The organism is Microseira sp. BLCC-F43 (genome assembly GCF_041929235.1).
GTDB lineage: Bacteria > Cyanobacteriota > Cyanobacteriia > Cyanobacteriales > Aerosakkonemataceae > Microseira.
In genome coordinates, this window is the sequence record NZ_JBHFNP010000233.1 from 18,336 (window position 1) to 37,364 (window position 19,029).

The 19,029-nt window shown below is 44.9% G+C and carries 19 protein-coding genes; 11 read left to right on the forward strand and 8 right to left on the reverse strand.

The window, feature by feature from the left end; all coding sequences use genetic code 11:
• Nucleotides 1–65: 65 nt before the first annotated feature.
• Nucleotides 66–2,003: a gamma-glutamyltransferase gene (locus ACE1CM_RS30995; RefSeq protein WP_374882729.1), complete on the reverse strand. Its 1,938-nt coding sequence runs from the start codon at nt 2,001–2,003 to the stop codon at nt 66–68.
• Between the two features lie 115 nt (nt 2,004–2,118).
• Between ACE1CM_RS30995 and ACE1CM_RS31000 the strand changes: the two genes are divergently transcribed.
• The 5 genes from ACE1CM_RS31000 (at nt 2,119) to ACE1CM_RS31020 (ending at nt 8,627) form a co-directional block, all read left to right on the forward strand.
• Complete coding sequence (locus ACE1CM_RS31000; RefSeq protein WP_374882709.1) at nt 2,119–4,719, forward strand: HEAT repeat domain-containing protein; 2,601 nt, start codon at nt 2,119–2,121, stop codon at nt 4,717–4,719.
• Nucleotides 4,720–4,962: 243 nt separating this feature from the next.
• A complete protein-coding gene (locus ACE1CM_RS31005; RefSeq protein ID WP_374882710.1) occupies nt 4,963–5,934 on the forward strand; it encodes a sodium-dependent bicarbonate transport family permease in 972 nt (323 codons plus the stop codon).
• A gap of 4 nt (nt 5,935–5,938) precedes the next feature.
• A complete protein-coding gene (locus ACE1CM_RS31010; RefSeq protein WP_374882711.1) occupies nt 5,939–6,232 on the forward strand; it encodes a P-II family nitrogen regulator in 294 nt (97 codons plus the stop codon).
• Between the two features lie 360 nt (nt 6,233–6,592).
• On the forward strand, nt 6,593–7,261 hold the full coding sequence (locus ACE1CM_RS31015; protein ID WP_374882713.1) for a carbonic anhydrase: 669 nt from the start codon (nt 6,593–6,595) through the stop codon (nt 7,259–7,261).
• Between the two features lie 91 nt (nt 7,262–7,352).
• Nucleotides 7,353–8,627: a proton extrusion protein PcxA gene (locus ACE1CM_RS31020; RefSeq protein ID WP_374882714.1), complete on the forward strand. Its 1,275-nt coding sequence runs from the start codon at nt 7,353–7,355 to the stop codon at nt 8,625–8,627.
• Nucleotides 8,628–8,788: 161 nt separating this feature from the next.
• Here the strand turns inward: ACE1CM_RS31020 and ACE1CM_RS31025 are convergent, their stop codons facing one another.
• From ACE1CM_RS31025 to ACE1CM_RS31055, 7 genes are all read right to left on the reverse strand, one after another.
• The gene (locus ACE1CM_RS31025; protein WP_374882715.1) at nt 8,789–10,024 is read right to left on the reverse strand and encodes an ATP-binding protein; all 1,236 of its coding nucleotides are present in this window, start codon (nt 10,022–10,024) and stop codon (nt 8,789–8,791) included.
• Between the two features lie 29 nt (nt 10,025–10,053).
• Nucleotides 10,054–10,728, reverse strand: a complete 675-nt coding sequence (locus ACE1CM_RS31030; protein WP_374882716.1) for a response regulator transcription factor — start codon at nt 10,726–10,728, stop codon at nt 10,054–10,056.
• Between the two features lie 44 nt (nt 10,729–10,772).
• Nucleotides 10,773–11,138 carry a phytochelatin synthase family protein gene (locus tag ACE1CM_RS31035; protein WP_374882717.1) on the reverse strand — a complete coding sequence of 122 codons (366 nt, stop codon included), beginning with the start codon at nt 11,136–11,138 and terminating at the stop codon, nt 10,773–10,775.
• Nucleotides 11,139–11,147: 9 nt separating this feature from the next.
• Nucleotides 11,148–11,420 carry a hypothetical protein gene (locus ACE1CM_RS31040; protein ID WP_374882718.1) on the reverse strand — a complete coding sequence of 91 codons (273 nt, stop codon included), beginning with the start codon at nt 11,418–11,420 and terminating at the stop codon, nt 11,148–11,150.
• A gap of 9 nt (nt 11,421–11,429) precedes the next feature.
• Nucleotides 11,430–12,332 carry a glycine betaine ABC transporter substrate-binding protein gene (locus ACE1CM_RS31045; protein WP_374882719.1) on the reverse strand — a complete coding sequence of 301 codons (903 nt, stop codon included), beginning with the start codon at nt 12,330–12,332 and terminating at the stop codon, nt 11,430–11,432.
• Entirely contained in the window at nt 12,329–12,967 is a 639-nt protein-coding gene (locus ACE1CM_RS31050) for an ABC transporter permease (protein WP_374882720.1), read from the reverse strand. Before ACE1CM_RS31050 ends, ACE1CM_RS31045 begins: the two co-directional genes overlap by 4 nt.
• A 71-nt stretch (nt 12,968–13,038) precedes the next feature.
• Nucleotides 13,039–13,788 (reverse strand): ATP-binding cassette domain-containing protein, encoded by a 750-nt coding sequence (locus ACE1CM_RS31055; RefSeq protein ID WP_374882721.1) that lies wholly within the window; start codon nt 13,786–13,788, stop codon nt 13,039–13,041.
• Between the two features lie 234 nt (nt 13,789–14,022).
• On the opposite strand from ACE1CM_RS31055, the gene ACE1CM_RS31060 reads away from it, so the two are divergent.
• The 6 genes from ACE1CM_RS31060 (at nt 14,023) to ACE1CM_RS31085 (ending at nt 18,788) form a co-directional block, all read left to right on the forward strand.
• Nucleotides 14,023–14,253 carry a hypothetical protein gene (locus ACE1CM_RS31060; protein WP_374882722.1) on the forward strand — a complete coding sequence of 77 codons (231 nt, stop codon included), beginning with the start codon at nt 14,023–14,025 and terminating at the stop codon, nt 14,251–14,253.
• Entirely contained in the window at nt 14,246–14,698 is a 453-nt protein-coding gene (locus ACE1CM_RS31065) for a type II toxin-antitoxin system VapC family toxin (RefSeq protein ID WP_374882723.1), read from the forward strand. The genes ACE1CM_RS31060 and ACE1CM_RS31065 overlap by 8 nt, the downstream gene beginning before the upstream one ends.
• Before the next feature lie 16 nt (nt 14,699–14,714).
• The gene (locus tag ACE1CM_RS31070; RefSeq protein WP_374882724.1) at nt 14,715–16,304 is read left to right on the forward strand and encodes a DEAD/DEAH box helicase; all 1,590 of its coding nucleotides are present in this window, start codon (nt 14,715–14,717) and stop codon (nt 16,302–16,304) included.
• A gap of 43 nt (nt 16,305–16,347) precedes the next feature.
• Nucleotides 16,348–17,562, forward strand: coding sequence for a DUF790 family protein (locus tag ACE1CM_RS31075; protein WP_374882725.1), 1,215 nt, complete (start codon nt 16,348–16,350; stop codon nt 17,560–17,562).
• Nucleotides 17,563–17,595: 33 nt separating this feature from the next.
• Nucleotides 17,596–17,940 (forward strand): Uma2 family endonuclease, encoded by a 345-nt coding sequence (locus tag ACE1CM_RS31080; protein WP_374882726.1) that lies wholly within the window; start codon nt 17,596–17,598, stop codon nt 17,938–17,940.
• Nucleotides 17,941–18,227: 287 nt separating this feature from the next.
• Nucleotides 18,228–18,788, forward strand: a complete 561-nt coding sequence (locus ACE1CM_RS31085; protein WP_374882727.1) for a Uma2 family endonuclease — start codon at nt 18,228–18,230, stop codon at nt 18,786–18,788.
• Nucleotides 18,789–19,029 lie beyond the last annotated feature (241 nt).

Here is a 19,029-nt window from a genome sequence, read left to right on the forward strand (position 1 = left end):
TGCGTGGGTCCTGAGAGTTTTCTGAGTAATTATCCTGTGTGACACCCCAGGGTGCGGAATGTGGGTTAAAAACCTTTAGCAGCACCTTCGCCGCGAGGATCGGCAGCACCTTCTAACCATCCGTCAGAAGTTTGGGAGATGGCATTCGCATTTCCCCAAGGATTTTGTTGCTCAATTGTATGTCCTCGGCGGCGCAATTCTTCTAAAGTAAGGGCATCTAAACCAAAGGGTTCTACTCGCAATTTATCGGGCGACCATTGATGATGAATGCGGGAAGCAGAAACGGCGGCACCTGCGTCCATATCGTAAACCAAGACGTTGAGGATAATTTGCAAAACGGTGGTAATAATTGTACTGCCGCCAGGGGAACCCGTCGCCAAACGCAGGCGATTATTTTCGGTGACGATAGTGGGAGACATGCTGGATAAGGGGATTTTGCGGGGTGCGATCGCATTTGCATCCCCTCCGATTAAACCAAATAAATTGGGGACACCGGGAGCAATGGCAAAATCATCCATTTCATTGTTTAATAAAATCCCCGTTCCGGGTACTACAACACCGGCACCAAAACCATAATTAATTGTAAAAGTAAGGCTAACTGTATTTCTTTGTTCATCCACTACGGTTAAATGACTCGTATCGGGTGATTCTCTGCTGAGCAAACCTAACCCCCCCAACCCCCCTTCCCTGGGAGGCAAGGGGGGAGAAATACTTCCCCCTTCCCTGGGAGGCAAGGGGGGAGAAATACTTCCCCCTTCCCTGGGAGGGAAGGGGGGAGAAATATTTCCCCCTTCCCTGGGAGGGAAGGGGGGAGAAATGCTCCCCTCTCCTTGCAGGAGAGGGGTTGGGGGAGAGGTTTGCACAAAACGCTGCAATATCTCCCTACTTATTGGTTTAATTTCGCTAGCAGGGCGCGCCCGTTCCATTGAAATTTCCTCACGTCTTTTTGCGGCATAGGCGCGACTGGTAAGCGCTGTAACTGGCACGTCAACAAAATCCGGATCGCCTAAATGTACGGAACGATCTGCATAGGCAATTTTCATGGTTTCTGCTAATAAATGCAGCGTGTCCGGGTGATTCCATCCCTGAGATTTAATATCGGTATCGCCGATAATATTCAGCATTTCTAATAGCAAAACGCCTCCAGAAGAAGGCGGCGGCATGGAACAAATCTGATAAACGCGGAAAGTGCCGCATAAAGGTTCGCGCCAAGTTGGTTGGTAAGATTTAAGGTCTTCGAGGGTAATTAAACCGCCGTTTCTTGCCATATCTTCGGCAATTGTGCGGGCGATATTGCCAGTGTAAAAAGATTGGGGGTTTTGGGCGATAGCGCGTAACGTCATCGCCAAATCTCGCTGGATTAAGCGATCGCTTTCCCCAAATAATACTCCGTTGGGCGCGAAAATTTGCCGCGCCGCCGGATTATTCAAAATAATATTTCTGCGGGTTTCCGATATTTGACTGAACCGCCAAGTACGCGCAAGACTGACAATAAATCCCTCATCGGCGAGGCGAATAGCGGGTGCAACTACCTCTCGCCAAGGCAACTTGCCATAGCGACGATGCACTTGGGCAAGTCCGGCGACGGTACCGGGAACCGCGACCGCCAAGTAGCCATTTACACTTGCATTCGGACGCACCTTGCCTTGTGAGTCCAGATACATATCCCGCGTTGCCCGCAAGGGGGCGCGTTCGCGAAAGTCAAGCGCTTTCATTTCCCCGGTTTGTGCCAAATGCAACAGCAAAAACCCTCCGCCGCCGATGCCTGCGGAAAAAGGTTCGACGACGGAAATCGCAAAAGCGGTGGCAACGGCTGCATCTACGGCATTACCGCCCTTTTTTAGCATGGAAAGTCCCGCCTCGCTGGCTAGAGGATGGGCGGATACCACCATGCCTTTTTTACTGCGCTGGGGCTGGATAAAAGCGGCTTGTGTTTCCTGACACCAAGGCAGGGAGACGGAGAAAAAGAGGGAAACAATCAAAAATCTGAGGAAGCGATGCATTTGACCTCGATTGAATTGCAATTGGACTGCGACTGATTTAACTCAGATGAAGTTATGTTAATGTAACTTGTCCAAATGTCTAGGATAGGAGTGAACCGTCCTCAGATATAGACCTGTGGTCACCTACATCAGAAAAAGGTTCTGGGCAGGGATTCGCCTCGCCTCGCTGGCTGCGCTGCAAGCAGTGGTTTTTGCCAACCTTTTATCACCTCTGATTTTGACGGGCAACAGTTGGGGGCAAGCTTATACTAATGGCGAGAAACAAAAGCGTTGTTGGCGTGCCTCCGAACCTTTATTTACAAGCAGTAATGTCACAAATCAGGTAGTGGATGAAGCGGAGATTGCCCGCCAAATTGAGAAATTAAAAGATGATAATCCACAGAACCGAGAGAATGCGATCGCAGCTTTAGCAGGTTTAGTACAAAGCATATCAGCCCTTCCCCCTTTAATTGGGGCGTTGCAGCATGAGGATAGACGAGTCCGCACAGGTGTCGCTTCTGCGATCCACGACTATGGAATATTGTTAGGGTTCTTCGGGCTACCCAAAGATCGGATTCCTCTAGCCGCCTTTTCCACCCTGCTTCAGGCGTTAAAAGACGAGGATGCGATCGTTCGCCGCAGTGCCGTTTACGTAATCGCAGAGCTAAAGAATCTCGATATAGAAGAAGCTCAAACCGTCGTTGCTGCATTAATTCCGGCATTGCAGGACAAGGATGAGCTAGTTCGCATCCGTGCTGCTGATGCCTTGGGGGAAATCGCTGTGCCACCAGAAACCCGCCCCGCCGTGAAAGCCGCCATTCCCGCCCTAATTCAGGCTTTGCGGGACGAGAGTGGGGGCCGACGCGGTGCCCTTCAAGCCCTCAGAATGATGGGTGAGGAAGCGAAAGCTGCCGTTCCCGCAATCGTTGAGATTTTCAACCACAAAAACAGCGCCAATATTCGCGGCGATGCTGCTGATACTTTAGGAAGCATTGGTGCAGAAGCCAAAGCCGCCATTCCCGTTTTGATGGAGGCTTTGAAGGAAGAGAATATCGAGCTTCGCGCCAAAGCTACTTTTGCCCTCGTGAAACTGGGTGTCACAGCAGAAGCTTTCGTTCCGATTTTAGTCGAGGCATTGCAGAACAATAATTACGATATTCGTGCCGGTGCGATCAATGCCTTAACAAACATGGGTGCAGAAGCAAAAGCTGCCGTCCCCGCCCTGATTGAGGCCCTGAAGCACAAAGAAAGCTTCATTCGCGCCGATGTTGCTGATGCTTTAGGAAAGATCGGGATTGAAGCCCAAGCTGCCGTTCCAGCTTTAATTGAGGCGTTAAAAGACGAAGAATTCTCAGTCCGTGTTTCAGCAGCAGAAGCGCTGGGAAAAATGGGTGCGGCGGCGCAAGCCGCTATTCCCGCCCTGCTTGAAGCTTTGAAAGAGAACAATGAATTTGTTCGCAGCCGCGCTGGTGAAGCCTTAGCAAATATGGGTGCCGCAGGGGAAACAGCCGTTCCTGGACTGATTGAAGCATTAAAGAGCGAGGACAGCAAAGTTCGCCAGATTGCCGCTTTTACCTTGAGGAGAATGGGAACGGTAGCAAAAGCTGCGATTCCCGCCTTGATGGAGATGTTGAAGCACAAAGAAAGCTTTGTTCGCCTCATGGCTGCTTCTACCTTGGTAGGTGTTGGTGCCGAAGCGTCAGCGATTGTTCCTGTGTTAATTGAACCGTTGAAACTTGACTCGGAGTTGGAAGATCTGGCTCAAAACTTGTTTTGGCGCATGGTGTTTAACCTGAATGCGGAACCTTCAACTATTGTTCCTGAAGCGATCGCGCAGTTGAAAATTATCGCGCAGTTGCAAGCTCAGTCGCAAGCGATCGATTTTGGCTCTATCCAGCTTGCCATTATTACCCTGGCTGAAATTGGCGCTGAAGCAAAAGCTGCTGTTCCCACCTTAATTGAATACTTGCAAGACTCCGATGGCTTGTTTCGCTTAAATGTTATCGGTGCTTTAGCAAGTATAGGGCCGGAAGCGAAAGCTGCCATTCCCGACTTGATAAATGTGTTGAAACAGAAGGATGAGAGGGTCACAGTTCGCGCTTATGCCGCTCTTGCTGTAGCAGTTATCAATGCAAACGAAGAAACCGCTCCTCCTGTCTTGATAGAGGCGTTACATGACGAATATAAAGATGTTTGCTTGGCTGCTGCCCTGGCACTGGGGTTTTTTGGTTCCAAGGCGCAAGCAGCCATTCCCGTCCTCAAGCAGCAATTGCAGGATGAAAACAGCAGCATTCGCGCCTATGCTGCGATTTCCCTGGCATTTATGCGTGTGGAAACGCAAAGCGTTCTCCCTATTTTGATAGAAGCATTGAAAGATCCAGACCGCAATGTTCGTCGCAATGCTGCTGTTGCCCTAGCGAAGATAGGTGCGCCAGCAAAGGTGGCGATTCCGTCTCTCAGAGAACTGTTGCAGGACAATGAAAGCAAAGTTCGCATCAGTGCTGCCACTGCCTTAGTAAGTATGGGCGCACAAGAGAAAGCCGTTGTTCCTATACTGATTGAAGCGTTGAGAAACCCGGATAGGGATGTTCGTCGGCGTGCCGCTGCTGCCTTGGGGAACATCGGTGCAGATGCGAAAGATGCCGTTCCTGCTTTGAGGGAAGCTTTGCAAGACAGAGATAGCCAAGTTCGCGCTAGTGCTGCTGCTGCTTTAGAGAAAATCGCCCCAGCTTCTTAAGACAGGCGGATACGCCGCCACAACCCCAACCGCCTTTGAAACCCGGTTTTTCTAAAAAACCGGGTTTCTTGATTTGCAGAGCCATTGATTTTTTTAAGCGATCGCCCCCACACCCGTCAATCTTTCCGATTTCTTTACTTTTGTCACCTAAAGTTAATAGTGCTTATCGATCTTTAAAGCATTTGCGAGCAAACAACCTATGCCCAAATTCCCGATCTACCAACGTCAGGAGGAACCGAGAGTATGAATACCAGCCTGATTTTGTCCAATATACTGAATCCGCCAGTACTTTTCTTCTTTCTGGGGATATTGGCAATTCTGCTGAAATCGGATTTGGAAATTCCGCAACCTTTGCCTAAACTATTCTCGCTTTATCTTCTCCTTGCCATCGGTTTTAAGGGAGGATATGAAATTGAAGAAAGCGGGATTAATCCGGAAATTGCGCTAACTTTGTTGGCAGCTATCTTCATGGCTACTGTAGTTCCAATTTACACTTTTTTCATTTTAAAGCTAAAATTGGATACTTACAATGCGGCAGCGATCGCAGCTACTTACGGCTCTATCAGCGCCGTCACCTTTATTACCGCCAGTTCTTTTCTAGAGCAACTTAACATTACCTTCAGCGGTCACATGGTCGCCGCGCTGGCACTGATGGAATCTCCAGCGATTATTGTGGGAATTATCCTGGTGAGGATGTTTGCTAAAAGTCAGGAAGAAAAAGAATTTTATTGGGGCGAAGTTTTGCGAGAAGCTTTCCTAAATGGGTCAGTTTTTCTCTTAATTGGTAGTGTCATTATCGGCATTATGACTGGAGCGAAAGGCTGGGAAAAATTGCACTTCTTTACCCAAGAAATGTTTTACGGATTCTTGTCTTTCTTCCTGCTAGACATGGGAATGGTTGCTGCTAGAAGACTGAAAGATGTTGGCAAAACAGGTTCTTTCTTAATCAGCTTTGCAGTATTTATCCCGGTAGCGAATGCAATTCTCGGCATTGTAATTGCTAAACTCATCGGCATGTCAATCGGAAATGCGCTGTTATTTGCGGTTTTGTGCGCGAGTGCTTCTTATATTGCCGTTCCAGCAGCGATGAGAATGACCGTCCCCGAAGCGAATCCCAGTTTGTACGTTTCCACTGCACTAGGAATTACCTTCCCCTTTAACATCATCGTGGGAATTCCTCTCTATCTCAACATCATCAAAACCATCGGGTTTTAACAACATGGAACGGGTGAAAAAAATTGAAATCATCACGAATACTTTAGAACTGGGAAAAGTTCTGGATATTCTAGAAAAGATCGGTGTTTCTGGTTACACGATTGTCAAAGATGTGACAGGGAAAGGTGACCGAGGCGAAGTGTTAGACGATCTTGAAACCGAAGCACTCACCAACGGGTACGTCCTCAGTGTTTGTACGGAAGAGCAAGAGCATGAATTAGTAGAAGCGATCAGACCCCTTCTCAAAAAATATGGGGGTGTGTGTCTGGTTTCCGATGCCAAGTGGATCGAACATTAGGTGGATTAGTAGGGAGGGTTTAACGAGATATTTCATGGTTCCACAGTATTGTTGATAAAACCCGCCCCTACAGCCTCAATTGTTTCTGGTAAAAATCTTGGGTTATGCAACTATATCAGGACTTCAGAAAGCCGGTTCCCTCGTCGATTTTTCACGGCAAAACCCACGATTTTTCCGGGTCAGAAAGCCGGTTTATTCATCGATTTTTCACGGCAAAACCCACGATTTTTCAGAGAAACCGGGTTTCTAAATTCCAGATTTTGCAGCAAAGGTGTTATTCATCGTTCCGGATTGGGAATACTTGAGGAGTAGGTATGAACTTGCCAACTCAACCTTAATGCTAAGGAGGAGCGATCGCCCATGCCAATGAAACGCTTAATTCAAGGTTTGAATGAGTTCCATGACAACTATTTCAACACCCACCGAGAGTTGTTTGAGCAACTAACTCACGGTCAGGCGCCTGATGTACTCTTCATCACTTGTTCTGACTCGCGAATTGACCCGAATTTGCTCACACAAACTCAGCCAGGTGAACTGTTCATCATTCGCAATGTTGGCAATATCATCCCTCCCTACGGCGGACTCAATAGCGGTGAAGGCGCTGGGATTGAATATGCCGTGTACGCTTTGGGTATCAAGGAGATTATTATCTGCGGTCATACCCACTGCGGTGCGATGAAAGGATTGTTGCAACTGAACAAACTTTCGGAAGAGATGCCTTTGGTTTATGATTGGTTGAAGTGTTATGCAGAGGCTACCCGCCGCTTGGTGAAGGACAACTACAAAGATTACCCTCCGGAAAAACTTTTGAAGATCGCGATCGAGCAAAATATTTTGACTCAGATCGAAAATCTGGAGACTTATCCAGTCATTCGTTCTAAAATGCATAGTGGCGAACTCAATCTTCATGCCTGGATTTACGAGATTGAAACGGGAGAAATTTTAGCTTACAATGCCGATGTAGCGAAATTTACCCCCCTGGAAAAAGGGCCATTCCCCGTGCCAAATCCTTTGGCTGCATTGCACTGAACATAAAGGCAAGGTTATGCCTTGTCGCCGTTACGCAAGGCATAACCTGCCAAATCCTAAAAACAAATTACGGTTGATTTGAAAATTGGTCATGAAAGCTTATTTTTCTAATAGAAGCACCGATGATGCACAAAATAAAATCAATGGCTCTTTGTCCGCTAGTTACCAATGGTTTTTGCAAACACCAGAGCGAGCGATCGAGCAAGCATACAAGGCAGTATTGAGAATTAAGTCGATCGAAGAGGAACACTTTGGTGGCAATAAGATATCTGCCGATTCAGTTGATTACGGTGAAAATGTGATCGATTATTGGCAAGATCAGCTTGCCAAAAATTTAAATAATGCCAAGCTAAGGCTTGCCGAATATAAGGCGAGTCGTTTAGTGATTAGCACCGCCAATCCGGTTATTTTAGAAAAGCTAGCTTTCATCGATGAGGTGCTAGCTAAGTACGAGTTTGACAAGAGTATTTCTAAGGCGTTAGTGCCATTTTCTAATGCCGTGCAACTCGTAGAACAAAAATTAGCAGAAGATGAGTCATATCCAGAAAACAATAAAGTTGATGGCATCTCTGATAAAACAGGAGTATTTCCAAGGTCGATCGGGAGAACGATTAGTAGAATTAAAACCGAACTAAACCCGAAGTCTGAGGAAGAAGTTGTTAAAAAGTTTCGTAACTCAAGCCGGAAAACCAAAACGGCTATGAGGTTTGTCATCATTTTAATTATTGTTCCTGTCTTAACGCAGCAGGTTTCCAAACAATTTTTAGTTAGTCCGCTGGTGGAACGCTTCCGAGGTGAAAGTGAAGTTCCCATTTTTATCAATAGCGAAATGAAGGAAGAAGCGCTGCGGGAGTTGCAAAGTTTTGAAGAAGAACTTAAGTTTGATAGTTTAATTAAGGGGAGTCCTCAAATTGCTCCGGAAGTAATGGAAGAGCGAGTGAGGGAAAAGGCGAAAGAAATTGCTGAAGAATTCCAGCATAAAAGTCGCGACGCAATCGGCAATATTTTTGCAGATTTGCTGGGGATTGGTGCTTTTGCTACTGTCATCGTGACGAACCAAAAAGGCATCATCGCTTTGAAGTCTTTTATTGATGACATTGTGTATGGTTTGAGCGATAGCGCCAAGGCTTTTATTATAATTTTGTTTACCGATGTCTTTGTGGGATTCCACTCACCGCATGGCTGGGAAGTTGTGTTGGAAGGATTGGCGAATCATTTGGGAATTGCGGCAAATAAAAGTGCGATATCTCTATTTATTGCAACGGTTCCGGTGTTTTTAGATACGGTGTTTAAGTATTGGATATTCCGCTATCTGAGTCGGATTTCTCCTTCAGCGGTGGCGACGCTTAGAAATATGAATGAGTAATTGGTAATTGGTAATGGGTAATGGGTAATTGGTAATGGGTCAGGACTTACGCAAAGAAACCCGGTTTCTCTGAAAAATCGTTGGTTTGGAAATAAGAGATAGACGAAGAAACCGGGTTTCTGGCCCCGTCGGTAATGGGTAATTGGTAATAGAAACCGAATCTACTTTGCTGGGAGGCGGACTTTGAAACAACTGCCAATTCCTAATTCGCTGGTGACGGTAATTGTACCGCCGTGATTTTGGGCGATCGCACAAGCAATAGCTAACCCCAATCCCGATCCCCCATTCCAGTAAGACCGAGATTTTTCCGCACGCCAAAACCGCTCAAATACCCGTTCGAGATGTTCTGGTGCAATTCCCACACCCGTATCTTCAATTTTGACAGAAAGTTGCGAACCAACGCGCTTGGCTTTGATTTCAACTACACCCCCCGATTCCGTATAGTGAAGTGCGTTTTCAATTAAATTGCTAAACAATCGCACGAGTTGAACTGCATCGCCTTGCAAGTACAAATTTTCACTGAAACTAATTTTTAAATCGATTTGTTTGGCTTCTGCTTGCGCTTTATGCAATTGCACCAAGTTTTCCAAAATTTCGGTTAATTTAACCCGCTCCCAATTGCGATTGGGAACTGTGTCGGTGCGTGCTAAAAATAGTAGGTCTTCGGTGAGGCGAGACATTTGATTGGTGGCGGATGCGATCGCGCTAAATTTCTCTCGATCCCCCTGTCGCATTCCTTCAGGATATTTCAGCGCTACCGCGGCATTGCTTTTAATAGCCATTAGAGGCGATCGCAGTTCGTGGGAAGCATCGGCGGTAAACTGTTTTAGTCTTTGAAAACTCTCTTCAATTGGCTTCATTGCTTGTCTCGTCAGCCAAATTCCACCCACTCCACTCAACACCAATGCCACAATAATTCCACCGCCTAACCCCCAGTCTAATTTCTCTTGCGTTGCATCTAATTCTTCTAAAGATTGACTCGCTCTCACATACCCGACCAATTTTTTTTCATCGCTGCTAATTAGCGGTACAGTTACTCCTTGGATGCGAACTTTACCAGCGGTTTCCATTTGTACGGTTTGATGGGTTAAAATCGGCGAAGTTAAAACCGTTTCTCCTTGTTGCGCGATTAAGCGACGTTTAGCATCAAACCACTGCAAGGCTTGATGGCGCACGATTAAATCTTTTGATTCTACCTTGTTTTTGATTTTTAAATGACCAAAATTAATCTCGGCATTAACCGCCGCACCTTCTGCTAAAGCCATTAATTTTTCATTCATTTGTCTGCTTAAACTGCGCTCGAAGCTCACCCGCACTGCAATGGCAAATGTTCCGAGAATCGATGCAAATACTACGAGGTAAGATAACAGCAAATAATACTGAGTTTTCTGAAACACTATTTTCTGTAATTTGGCGTAATTTTCCCTCAATTGAGCGACAGACAGTAACCAACCCCGTATACTGTTTTGATAAAGTCTTCGGGACTTCCGGCTGCTCTTAACTTTTTCCGTAAGTTTGTCAAGTGCGTTTTGACTGTTTCTTCCCCAGATAATTTATCAATCTCCCACAGTTTATTGAGAATTTCCGCTCGAGCTATAACTTGATTTGGCTTTCTTAAGAAGCATTCTACTATCATATACTCTTTGGGAGTTAATGACAAGTTTTTTCCCCCATAAGTCACCTGGTGCGTGCTGGGGTCGAGTTCTAAATCCCCATAGCTTAAAATCGGAGGTTTTATTTCTGGAACTCTGCGAGATAAAGCTCTAATTCTGGCTGATAATTCTTCTAATTCAAACGGCTTGACTAAATAATCATCTGCCCCTGCATCAAGTCCAATTACTTTATCACCCGTTGTATCTCGCGCTGTCAGCATTAATATTAAAGCGTTGATTTTTTTGGCGCGCAAACGCTTGCACAGGGTAATTCCATCTAATTTAGGCAACATCAAATCTAACAAAATGATATCATAGCTCGCGGCCTCGGCATACTCCCATCCCTTGATGCCATCTTCTGCTATATCTACGACGTGATGCTGATACTTTAAATCTTCCGCTAATGGTTTGGCAATTCGGTCATCGTCTTCTACTATCAAGATTCTCATAGGCAATGGGTACTGGGTAATAGGTAATGGGTAATTGCCATACGCTATTCTCTACTTACTAACACAAATCCTCGCGTTTTACCCGAAACTGAATCAACCGTTGCCATTGCTTGCCAGAGTTCTTCTGTTTTGACCCAGACTGGGGGATATTTGTAGCGGGAAACGTCTAGGATGAGCAAGCGATCGCTTTCTTCATTATATGCAGCAATAGGCGAAATATGACCGCCTCTTTCTGTTTCAGGTGTAATGACTTGTCTTGTTCTTTCGCTATCAAAAAAGTTCTCTTGCGTCAAGAAGCGAGCGGGCGCAAATTCCGGTGATTCGGGTGCGGGAACGGATAAAGCATTTAGCACCATCACCATACTGGCAACTCCACAAAAAGCTTGGTTTCTTTGGGTGATAAATTGCATACTGAGAGGTTAGTATTCTTGTCGATATTGGCTTTCAATTAACATTTTTTCACCGGCGGGGGAGTTGAATGGTATTAGGTTTTGGGGTAAAGAAAGTGTTTGGGCAACTACACTTCCACCCGCGATGCAGAGGGCGAAAATAAATGTTTTTATACTCAGATTTTGCACCAGTTGCCAACCGAGGCGGAGCCTCGTTGCTTTCGTACCCAGGCTGGAGCCTGGGTACGAGATCTGGGAGGATCTGCCTCCCTTTGCGAGGGGTTTGATTGCAGGATGTTTCATAGATTTACTCTAATTTTTTACCAAACCTTTAGACTTGAGAAACTGTTGCGCTACCTGTTTAACATCTTTGCCTTCTCCATCAACTTGGTAATTTAAGTTTCGCATATCTTTTTCAGTAATAGTTCCACCGAGTTGTTGCAGCGCTTGACGCAATTGGGGATATTTTTCTAAAGTCTGTTGACGCACGATGGGGACTGCATCGTAGGGCGGAAAGTATTGCTTATCATCTTTCAGCATTACCAAATCCAAACGTTCAATTAATCCTTCGGTTGAGTTTCCTGCAACAAAATCTACTTGCTTTTCTTTTATGGCGCGGTACATTAATCCTAAATCCATGACGCGGGGGGGTTCGGAAAAGCGCAAACCGTAGGTTTTTGCGAGTCCGGAAAATCCATCTTTCCGTTCGATGAATTCGTAGCCAAATCCAGCTTTCCATTCAGGAGCTTTCTTTGCCGCTTGGGAGAGAGTTTTGATATTTTCTTTCCGCGCATCTTCGCCGCGAATGAGCATGGCAAAGGTATTGTTAAATCCCAGGGGTTCGGTTAACTCTAATTGGAATTGCTGCGCGTATGCTTGTTTGACTTCCTGGTAAACTTGTTGGGAATTAGAGATAGGCGGTTTTTTCAAGATGGCGGTAAAAGCCGTTCCCGTATACTCGACATAAGCATCAATTTCGCCAGCAACAATAGCTTGATGGCAGACAAACGTACCGCCTAAGTTGAGGCGGCGGTCAACTTTGAGATTTGTATTCGCTTCGATATGCTGGGCGAGGATTTCTGCCAAAATCAGTTGTTCGGTAAAGTTTTTTGAACCAATGACGATTTGGTTCTGCGGACGATTATTGCAGGCGGCGATCGGAAGCATCAAACTAAAGCAAATCAGACACAGCGCCAAAAATCTTCTTTTCTTCATCGTGTTTTGTTTCCCACAGTTGGTGTTAGCAGCCGTTCAACGAAGCCCAAGGTAAAATCTACCACTAATGCCATCATTGCAGCTGGAATTGCACCCAACAAAATTAACTGACCGTTGACCGTCGCCAGTCCCCTAAAGATAAATTCTCCCAGACCACCGGCACCTATGGCGGCGGAAATAGTCGCCACACCAATAGCGATGACGGTTGCAACGCGGATGCCTGCTAAAATGACACCGAAGGCTAAAGGGATTTCTACTTGCCACAACAGCTGCTGTGAAGTCATTCCCATACCGCGTCCTGCTTCCCGGATAGCTGGGTCAACATTGGCAATTCCAGTGTAAGTATTGCGGATAATCGGCAATAACGCATACAAAGTCAGCGCTATAATTGCCGTCCACTCGCCAATCCCGCTAATGGGAATCAAAAACCCAAATAATGCCAAACTCGGTACTGTCTGCATGATGTTGGCAAAACCTAACACCAGTTGGCTAAATTCTGGCTTTCGCGTAATTAAAATACCCAAGGGGATACCCACTAAAATGGCAATGCCTGTAGAAATGCTGACTAGAAATAAGTGTTCTAAGGTCAGTTGTATTATTTCGTCGCGATATTGCAGGAGGAAGTCAATTGTCATTGGTAATTGCTAATTGCTAATTGCTAATTGCTAATATTTTAAGTGCCATTAGCCTATTATTTTCCTTTGTATCATTGCCAAGGTTGAAGACATTGCATAAAGGCGCGGACTTCTGGTTCTGGCGATCGCATAAACTCCGATGGCGTTCCTAATGTTACCAATTGTCCTGCTTGCATTAGGCCAATTCTAGAGGCGAGGATAAATGCTTCTTGGATATCGTGGGTAACAAATATCACAGTTTTTCCCAATTTTTGTGGCAATTGGCGGAATTCTCGTTGAATTTCAATCCGGGTAATTGGGTCAAGTGCGCCGAAAGGTTCGTCCATTAAAAGTATAGGTGGATCGGCGGCGATCGCTCGCGCCACCCCCACCCGCTGGCGCTGTCCGCCTGATAGTTCGTGGGGATACCGTTTGGCAAATTGTTCCGGATCGAGTCCCACGAGTTGCAATAGTTCAAAGACGCGGGTGGTGATGCGATCGCGGGTCCACCCCTCTAAAGAAGGCACTAATCCTACATTACGCTCAACGGTGAAATGAGGAAATAAACCAATTTCTTGAATCACATAACCAATGTGCCTTCGCAGTCGAATCGCGTTCCATTCAACTGTAGGAATTCCTTCTACCAGCACTTTCCCTGTAGTTGGGGTCAGCAGGTGATTAATTAGCTTCATGGTAGTCGTTTTGCCGCTACCGCTGCGTCCCAGTAATACCAAAATTTCGCCCTTTTGGATGGTAAAGTTTAGATTCATTACCAGAGGACGGCGATTTAGGCAATAGGTTACATTGCGGAATTCGACAGCAATTTCGTTATCCGGTTGCATAATGAATTCTGGGCGTAGGCATGAATTTACTATATACGCAAGTTGCTAGTGATAACTATCATGGGTTTAAAATTGCTAATTGCTAATTGCTAATTGCTAATTGAACGTCAAAATATTTTAGAGATATACTATTAGCCATTAGCCAGCCATTAACTATTAGCCATTAGCAACCAGAAAAAGGTAACTAGCAACTTAGGTTATATTTGAAATGGGTAGATATTTAGGAGAGAAGTTATGAAAGCGATCGCTACCACCGTTATTGTTACCGCTGATGGCAAAATTACCCTGCAATTACCCCCAGATATTCCCCCCGGCGAACATCAGGTAGTATTAGTCATTGATGAACAACCTGCACCACCGGAGTTGGTGACAAAGAAAGAACGTCCACCTTTAAACTTCCCAGTGGATAGTTACGGTTCTTGGCCTGCTGACCTGTCCCTGAAACGTGAGGATATGTATGACTAATGGAGTTAATGATGCTGTATTTCTTGACACCAATATCTTGGTGTACGCAAATGTTCAAGAGTCTCCTTTTCACGCAGCGGCGCTACAAGCGATTCAAAATTATTATCAGGCTGGGGTAGACTTATGGATTAGTCGCCAGATTTTGCGGGAATATATCAGAACTCTTACCCGTCCGCAAGCATTTTTCAATCCCCAGCCTGTTACAACTGTAATCGCACGGGTAAGATTTTTTCAAAATGAGTTTCGCGTCGCTGAAGATAACCCCCAGGTGACGGAAAGGCTGTTAACGCTAATCGAGCAAATTCCTATAGGAGGTAGGCAGGTACACGACGCGAATATTGTGGCAACGATGCTAGTTTACGGAATTAGCCGATTGCTGACTAATAATGTTGATGATTTCAACCGCTTTGCGGCATTAATTACAGTTTTGCCGCTGGTACAATAGATGATTTAATAAACTAATGCCGCGTACTCCTACATTAACTTTTGACCGAGGTACTTTAATTCTCCACCCACCGCCACGAGGCAAAAGCTGGGTGGAATTCGCCACTTGGGATGACAGGGTGGAAAAATTCCGCATTCCCGCTATCTACTATCGTCCTTTGGTGGAAGCAATGCAAGCGGAAGAGATTAATTTTATCGATGAAGCAAAGGAATTTGAACCGCTTAAACTCGTCCCTAGTTTGGAAATGGAACCCTACCCGCATCAAAGCGAGGCGTTAGCTGCTTGGAAGTTGGCGGGGAGGAAAGGGGTAGTAGTTCTTCCCACTGCGGCGGGTAAAACTTATTTGGCACAATTGGCGCTGCAAGCAACGCCGCGCAGTAGTTTAATTGTGGTGCCAACTTTGGATTTAATGCATCAGTGGTATGCTCATTTATTGGCGGCGTTTCCTGATGCGGAAATTGGGTTATTGGGAGGAGGTGCGCGGGATAAAACTTCTATTCTTGTTGCTACTTATGATAGTGCGGCAATTCATGCAGAAACGTTGGGAAATCGCTATGCGCTGTTAATTTTTGATGAGTGTCACCATCTACCAACCGAATTTTATCGCGCGATTGCCGAGTATGCGATCGCTCCCTATCGTCTCGGACTCTCCGCCACTCCAGAACGCTCTGATGGTAAGCATTCTGACCTTAATAGGTTAATCGGCGTTGAGGTTTATCGCAAGAAGGCTGAAGAATTGGCGGGTCAGGCGCTGGCGACTCACGAGATTATTCCGATTAAGGTTAAGCTATCGCAGATTGAGCGCGATCGCTACAACAAACTCATCGAAATTCGCAATGATTTTCTCAAGTCAGAAAAGATTAAATTGGGAAGTCTCGATGGGTGGCGCAGATTTGTCATGGTCAGTGCTAGATCTCCTGCTGGAAGGCGAGCAATGTTAGCGCATCGAGAAGCACGAGAGATTGCTGTGGGTACTGATGGCAAAATGCGCGTCCTCGCCGATTTGTTGGCGGAACATTATCCGGAACGGATGTTAATATTTACGACGGATAATGCGACGGTTTATCGCATTTCTCAAGAGTTATTAATTCCAGGGATTACTCATCAAACGCCTGTGAAGGAACGCCACGAAATTTTAACCAAGTTTCGGGAGGGGGAATACAATACTTTGGTTGCTTCTCACGTTTTAAATGAGGGGGTGGATGTTCCGGCGGCGAGTATTGCAATTATTTTATCGGGGACTGGTTCGCCGCGGGAATACATTCAAAGATTGGGGCGAATTTTGCGTAAAAGTCAGGATAAGAATAAGCGAGCAATTTTGTATGAAGTGGTGACAGAAGATACGAGTGAGGAGGGAACTTCGCAGCGGCGTCGAGGGGTGGAAAAAAATGAACCGCAGAGACGCAGAGAACGCAGAGAAGAGGAAAATCAGAGATATCGGCAGTTGGAGATTGTGCCGTCTGAACCGATTTATGGAGTTGGTAAGCAAAGTGGTTATAAGGCTGCTGAGTCGAAGTCTTCAGGGGGATACAATGTCTCTGAAGATTCCAGCGAGGCGGAACCTCCCGCTTCTAGTTCCCAGGATGAGTCTGAGAACGAATATTAGTCGGCTGTATCCCACAATCTAAAATCTGAAATCTAAAATTACGATGTTACCCAGTGATTTATTAATACACCGTCAAAATGGAGAGTCAATCGTTCCTAAGCGACTGAATATTGATGACCGGAATTTGGAAATAGCTAAGGATTTAATTACTTGTTTTCAAGAGGCGGTTGGTAAAACTCAAGGGGAACTAGACAGTCAGCTTTTAGAGTTGGAAGGCGATAGTCCAGACTATCGCTTAAAGCGGGGATTGGCTCATCTTTTGAAGGGTGGTTTTTGTACTTTTGAAGTTGTTAGTCCCCTGGAACCTCAGGAGTTGCGTCAGCGCGTGTTTGCTCTATCGGCTAAATCGGTTCCTAATCCGTTGGCGTCTCAAAGAATACTGAGCAATTTGGCAGAGCAATTGAGTCAAGAACTCAAGCGGGAAGTTCTGCTTCAAGACATTAAAACTGGTTTATATGCGGATTTACAAGAAAATCGTATTTTAACACAATTTGAAACGGCTTCGCCTGAAGATTTGTTGCATCGTTATAATCTCTCCCAAGTGCAGGGAATTTTTTATCGTGCCAGTCAAATTACGCTTAATGCTCATCGCAATGTTCCGGGTGAATATAAGCTTTTGTTTCGCTATCTTAAGTTGTTTCAATTGATGGCATATATTGAAGGCGATGCCGACCACGGGTTTACAATTGCGATTGATGGCCCGACGAGTTTGTTTAAACCTAGTACGAGGTATGGGTTGGCTATAGCTAAACTTCTCCCCGCTTTATTACACGTGACAAAATGGAGTCTTCACGCCACTCTACAAATCCGCGATTTTTACACTAACAAGGAAAAGATTGGACGGTTTAGTCTCGATTCTAATTGCGGTTTAGTGTCTCATTATCCACCGGGTAAGCCTTATGACAGCATGATTGAAGCTTCGTTTGCAGATAGGTGGGATTCGCTTAAAACTGATTGGAGATTAGAAAGAGAAGTCGATTTAATTCCCATTCCTGGTAGCGTGATGATTCCGGATTTTCGCTTAGTTCATCCCGATGGCAGGTCGTTTTTATTGGAAATAATCGGTTACTGGCGTCCGGAATATTTGCAAAAGAAATTCTCCCAAGTTCGTCGCGCTGGTTGCGATAATTTGATTTTGGCTATTTCTGAACGATTAAATTTAGAAAAAGCTGGCGTCAAGGTAGGGGATACGCCAGCAAGAATTGTATGGTTTAAAGATAAGCTTTTACCTAAAGCAGTGTTAGAAGTGATAAAATAAAATAGAAGGAGTCTATTCAGTTAGGGGAGCCATATGGTAGTCCAAACAGAAAAGCGTTACTACACTCCCGAAGAATATCTGGAGTTGGAAGAAAAGGCTGAATACAAAAGTGAATACCGAGATGGAGAAATTATACCCATGACAGGTGGAACGACGAACCACAATAAAATTGCGCTTGATTTTTGTAGAAAATTCCCCTTTACAGTGCAAGGGCAAAAATATGACATCTTCATAGGTGATGTGCGGTTATGGATACCCAAATATCGCATCCATACTTACCCTGATGTAATGGTCGTCAAAGGCGAACCTGTCTATGAGGGTACTAATACAACAACGATTAACAATCCCTGTTTGATTGTTGAAGTATTATCAAAATAAACTAAAGATTATGACAAAACAGATAAGTTTAAATATTACCGCTCAATTCCGGAATTTCAGGAATATATTTTAATTGACCAGTATAGTTTTTCCGTCGAACAATATGCTAAGCGATCGCCAGGTGAATGGATTTTTAAGGAGTATGAAGGAGAGGATGCAGTGTTAGTACTCGATTCTATTGAGTTTCAAATCGGTTTTCGCGAGATTTATGCGCGGGTCAATTTTGAATTAGTTGAAGAATAAGTGAATAAACCTCTAAAAAAATTAGGTAACCATTGGAGGTAGAGATGTCTGTGCAGTTACTTAGACGGAAGTTTACAGTTGAGCAATACCAGAAAATGGTAGAGTCAGGTATCATCGCTGAAGGTGAGCGAGTAGAACTAATCCGAGGAGAGATTATTGAGATGACGCCGATTGGTAGAAGACATGCTGCTGGTGTAAATAGATTGGTCAGATTGTTTACTCAACTTCTTGGCGATCGCGCAATACTTTCTCCCCAAAACCCAGTTGAATTAGATGATAATTCTGAGCCACAACCAGATATAGCACTGCTTCATCCCCGTCCAGACTTTTATGAGGCAGGACATCCTCAACCCCAGGATATTTTTTTATTAGTAGAAGTAGCAGATTCAACGGTTGAAACTGACCGAGAAGTAAAAATTCCTCTTTATGCCGAACAAAGTATTGTTGAAGTTTGGCTAGTAGATATTAACGCTCAATGCGTTGAAGTTTATCGCAACCCAACGCCTACAGGTTACCAGAGTATTCAGAAGTTTCAGCGGGGTCAAAATTTAGCAATCCAAGCTTTTCCAGATATTAATATTACAATCGATCAAATTTTGGGATAGGGCAAAAGGTACACCTTCGTTTTTTTATCGGGCACCAAAAAATTGGCCCAAAAAAAAACAAAAAAAAAAAAAATAACAATAACAAAATTAAAAAAACAGAAAATATAATAAAACAAAGTTTTACCTTATAAAATTATAAAAATTCAAATTTTTTGGTTTTAGGAAAATTTTAAAATTTTTTTTGGTTAGCCCCAACACACACGGCCCCCGATACACAAACGAAGCGATAACGCTTTCCCTA